This is a genomic window from uncultured Caballeronia sp. (assembly GCF_964243625.1).
Taxonomy (GTDB): domain Bacteria; phylum Pseudomonadota; class Gammaproteobacteria; order Burkholderiales; family Burkholderiaceae; genus Caballeronia.
This window is the reverse complement of sequence record NZ_CAXTGZ010000603.1, coordinates 1-3,656: the sequence shown is the minus strand read 5'-3', so window position 1 is coordinate 3,656 and position 3,656 is coordinate 1. Positions and strand designations below refer to the sequence as shown.

The 3,656-nt window shown below is 59.1% G+C and carries 5 protein-coding genes and 1 pseudogene; 5 read left to right on the top strand and 1 reads right to left on the bottom strand.

The window, feature by feature from the left end; all coding sequences use genetic code 11:
• From ACFFAR_RS27850 to ACFFAR_RS27835, 4 genes are all read left to right on the top strand, one after another.
• Positions 1 to 410 (top strand): helix-turn-helix domain-containing protein (locus tag ACFFAR_RS27850; protein WP_375508877.1); only part of this gene is annotated, 410 nt, incomplete at its 5' end.
• Positions 411 to 499: 89 nt separating this feature from the next.
• Positions 500 to 706 carry a hypothetical protein gene (locus tag ACFFAR_RS27845; protein ID WP_375508876.1) on the top strand — a complete coding sequence of 69 codons (207 nt, stop codon included), beginning with the start codon at positions 500 to 502 and terminating at the stop codon, positions 704 to 706.
• Between the two features lie 28 nt (positions 707 to 734).
• Positions 735 to 950 carry a hypothetical protein gene (locus ACFFAR_RS27840; protein ID WP_062170817.1) on the top strand — a complete coding sequence of 72 codons (216 nt, stop codon included), beginning with the start codon at positions 735 to 737 and terminating at the stop codon, positions 948 to 950.
• Positions 951 to 1,073: 123 nt separating this feature from the next.
• Positions 1,074 to 2,018 carry a histone deacetylase family protein gene (locus ACFFAR_RS27835; RefSeq protein WP_375508875.1) on the top strand — a complete coding sequence of 315 codons (945 nt, stop codon included), beginning with the start codon at positions 1,074 to 1,076 and terminating at the stop codon, positions 2,016 to 2,018.
• Positions 2,019 to 2,022: 4 nt separating this feature from the next.
• On the opposite strand, the gene ACFFAR_RS27830 is transcribed toward ACFFAR_RS27835, so the two are convergent.
• Positions 2,023 to 2,538 carry an SLATT domain-containing protein gene (locus ACFFAR_RS27830; protein ID WP_174365572.1) on the bottom strand — a complete coding sequence of 172 codons (516 nt, stop codon included), beginning with the start codon at positions 2,536 to 2,538 and terminating at the stop codon, positions 2,023 to 2,025.
• Between the two features lie 875 nt (positions 2,539 to 3,413).
• On the opposite strand from ACFFAR_RS27830, the pseudogene ACFFAR_RS27825 reads away from it, so the two are divergent.
• Positions 3,414 to 3,656: pseudogene (locus ACFFAR_RS27825) on the top strand (Crp/Fnr family transcriptional regulator); the annotation flags it as partial.

The window sequence follows — 3,656 nt, the reverse complement described above, 5'->3', positions numbered from 1 at the left end:
TGGCGAAGCACATGCTCGACCGCTTCAAGAAGGAAGCGAGCCGGAAACTGCGCGGCTTTGCGCCCGATGCCATCGCTGCAATTCACAACTACGGTTGGCCCGGCAACGTGCGCGAGCTGATCAACCGGATCCGGCGGGCAATCGTGATGTCCGAAGGGCAGCAGATCGGCGCCAGCGATCTCGAACTCGCCGATTACGTGGAAGTCGCACCGGTGTCGCTTGCGCAGGCGCGCGAATCGGCGGAACGGCAAGCTATCGAGCTTGCATTGTTGCGTCATCGCGGACGTCTCAGCGACGCCGCGCAGGAACTCGGCATCTCGCGAGTCACGCTTTACCGCCTGTTGACCGCGCACGGCTTGCGCGCGGACGTCAGCACCGTGCCGGCGCAGGATTCCCGGCCTGCGGCGTGACGCTTTATCGAGAAAACGAATCGGCACTAAAAGCTTCGCTTGGTCACACGGACGAACCGTATATCTTTGTGACAGGTGTGCAATCGGTCATGTCCCAGCTCGTTCAGATCCGCGCCGACCTCGCAAGGGGGACGAGCGGCGGGGTTCATGTCGCGACGCACGCGTATCATTGCGATTCGGTCGAGGGGATGGACCGGCTCTTGAGCGACGTCCGTGCAAGACGTATCAGTGAAATCAGTGTCTCGGAGTCGCAGTGGGGCGTCCGGCGGCTGGTGATCAACTATTTTGGCGCGTAGGTTTCGCATCTGTGCGCCGGAGATTTCGATGAGACACAAGACCCGCGGCGTGGTGATCGTGCCCATACTGATTGGCCTCGCGGTCGCTGCGGTCGTCTGGGTCGCGAGTTATCGCGGCGGTGGACCGAAACTGGTGGACACGGGCGGCTCGCCTTCGGCCTCGGCTCTGGCGGCTACCCCATTTGCCGCGAGCGGTTCAAGCGTCGCGCCCGCGACCCAACCCGTTGAAACAGCAAAATATTGACGCTTCAGGTCATGCATAAGCAAAGACCTATGATTCGTTAAACAATGTCTGATTATCGTGTACGCCTGGACGGCCTTAAGCTTGCTGGTTTGAGTTGCAGCAAAACTTGAGGCGTTCATTGCAATGCACAGCACGATCATTCTCTCCCATCCCGCCTGCCTCGAACATCGTCCCGGACCGCATCATCCAGAGTCACCGGAACGTCTGAAAATCGTGCTGAACGCGTTGCGATCGCCTGAGTTTGCATCGCTCAAATGGCGCGACGCGCCGCTTGGCACGATCGAACAGGTCCAGTTGATCCACGATCCAGAATTTGTGGACGACGTTGCCGAAATGGCGCCGAGCCACGGCTACGTGCCGCTCGATGGCGGCGATACTGTAATGTCGCCGGGGTCATGGGAGGCTGTGATGCGTTGCGTCGGCGCGGCGTGTGCTGGCGTCGATGCCGTGATGAACGGGGACGCCCGCAACGCATTCTGCGCGACGCGGCCGTGCGGTCACCATGCCGAACCATCGAGAGCGATGGGCTTCTGCATCTTCAACCAGGCCGCGATTGCCGCTGCCTACGCCCTGGAAACGTTCAGGCTTGAACGCGTCGCGGTCGTCGATTTCGACGTCCATCATGGCAACGGCACGCAAGCTGCATTCTTCAACCGCCCGGAATTGTTCTACGCGTCGAGTCACCAGTCGCCTTTATATCCGGGAACGGGCGCGGCATCCGAAACAGGCGTGGATCACAACATCGTCAACGTGCCGTTGCCGCGCGGCTGCGATTCCGCGCTGTTCCGCACGCGCATTGAATCCGGCATGCTGCCGGCGATACGCGAGTTCGATCCTCAGCTCATCATCATTTCGGCGGGTTTTGATGCACATCGGCTCGATCCGCTTGCGGGTCTGAACCTCGAGGACAGCGATTTCGAATGGATCACTACGGAGTTGGTGCGTATCGCCGATACCGCGTGCGAAGGGCGCATCGTTTCGATCCTGGAAGGCGGTTATAGCCTTGAAGCGCTGGCTGCCGGCACGACCGTGCACGTGCGCGCGTTGATGGGCACTGTGGCCGATTGACGATTCATTTCGAGCCGCTGCGCTCGCCTGCCGACATGTCCTGCTGCGTCTTGATGAAGACGTCTGTCGGCACGTTCGGGACTTCCTGCGCCAGGCGGTCGAGTTCCTCGCGAATCTCGACGAAATCGTGTGCCGCACGCGTGTCCGGCGACCGCGCATAAATGGCCTCGAGCCTTCGCCTGATGGCGCCATAACGGGCGCCTGCCGCGCGATGCTGCTCGGCTCGCTCGGCATAGCGCAGGAACGTCTGCAGCGACGCCATCACCGATGCCAATACACTGACCAGACCGATCACGATCCTCACCAAAGGCGATACGCCTGTGGCGATCATCGACAAGAACGCGCCGGTCCCGATCAGGGCAGTGAGCGCGATCACCGAGACGCCCAGTCCACGATTGCGCGTGCCGAGCAGGTTGGCCATGTCGTAGTGACTCATCTGCGACTCGCGCGCGCGGCGGATCCACTTCAGCAAAAGAGAATCGGTATCGATGGCCGGCTCGTAGTCGCCGAGTGTTGACATGGGTTGGCTTCCTTTTTGTTCGCCACATGGACGGGTCATTATCGGGGATGGCATTGCGGCGCGCACGCCGGGACGAAACCCGGGGAATCTCTCGCGTTGCGGCTCGCTTAGATATTGTCGAGTCGTAGTTGCGCCAAAATTTCTTCGCAAACGTTTGGCCCGTCAAGGGCATTGACGGGGCACTGGCTCTATCGTTCTGCCACTACCGCCACGATGTTCGCCAGAACACGTTCGCTTTCGAAGCATTAAAACAAGAACGCAACATTTTCAGTTCGCCTCCGAATTTCGCATGCAAGTTGAAGCGGACCCCGCCCACACTGGGCTTTCGCCACACCAGCGGGGCTCGGCGATACATCGGGCGTCCCTCGGGCGATCCAACTCAGCTCGATGGAACAGTTCTGCATCATTTTTAAATCGCCTGATGAATGGCCTGTCTGTAGGGGTTTATCCCCCTTAATTTCAACGTGTTTCAGCAGGCATTTAAGTCCGCAAGGCGCTACTGGCAAGGCATTCGGCAGACAAAACCCGCGGATGATATTCGTCGGATGGTTCCGCGCATACTTCCGCCCCAATGTTCAGAAGTGAAACATAAATCTTTTCGGGTCCTGTGTGCGGTGCGGCATATCCAGCCTGCCCCCTTGCTGGCATTGGGTTTCGCCCCTCTTGGCACGGTCCTCGCTAATAGTGAGGTGCAGCACTCGCTGGTGTCGTAAAAGCCGGAACGACAAACAGGCAATACGACAATCACGAGAGCTGCTTACGGGGCTGGCCGCTTTGATGTTCACGATGGATGCCACCAGATGCATCCGCTGAACTCAAGGCAGGCTGGAATAAAAAGTACGGCGCATAGCGCAAAAATATAAGAGAAGACCATCATGTTGACGCTTCAATCCGACCTGCACGGCAATCATCTGTTGGGCGCGCTTCCGGCGCACGAATGGCAAGCTCTTACACCTCACCTGGAACTCGTTCAGCTTCGTACAGGGCAATTGCTTTGCGATTCGGGTCAACGCATTCATCATGTGTATTTCCCGACGACTGCCATCATCTCTTTGCTTCACTCGATGGAAGACGGCAGCTCGGCGGAAGTCGCTGCCATTGGCCGCGAAGGCATGACG

Excerpts from the sequence above, each read along its gene's own strand:
- ACFFAR_RS27845 (WP_375508876.1), top strand. The coding sequence starts at position 500 with ATGTCCCAGCTCGTTCAGATCCGCGCCGACCTCGCAAGGGGGACGAGC.
- ACFFAR_RS27840 (WP_062170817.1), top strand. The coding sequence starts at position 735 with ATGAGACACAAGACCCGCGGCGTGGTGATCGTGCCCATACTGATTGGC.
- ACFFAR_RS27835 (WP_375508875.1), top strand. The coding sequence starts at position 1,074 with ATGCACAGCACGATCATTCTCTCCCATCCCGCCTGCCTCGAACATCGT.
- ACFFAR_RS27830 (WP_174365572.1), bottom strand. The coding sequence starts at position 2,538 with ATGTCAACACTCGGCGACTACGAGCCGGCCATCGATACCGATTCTCTT.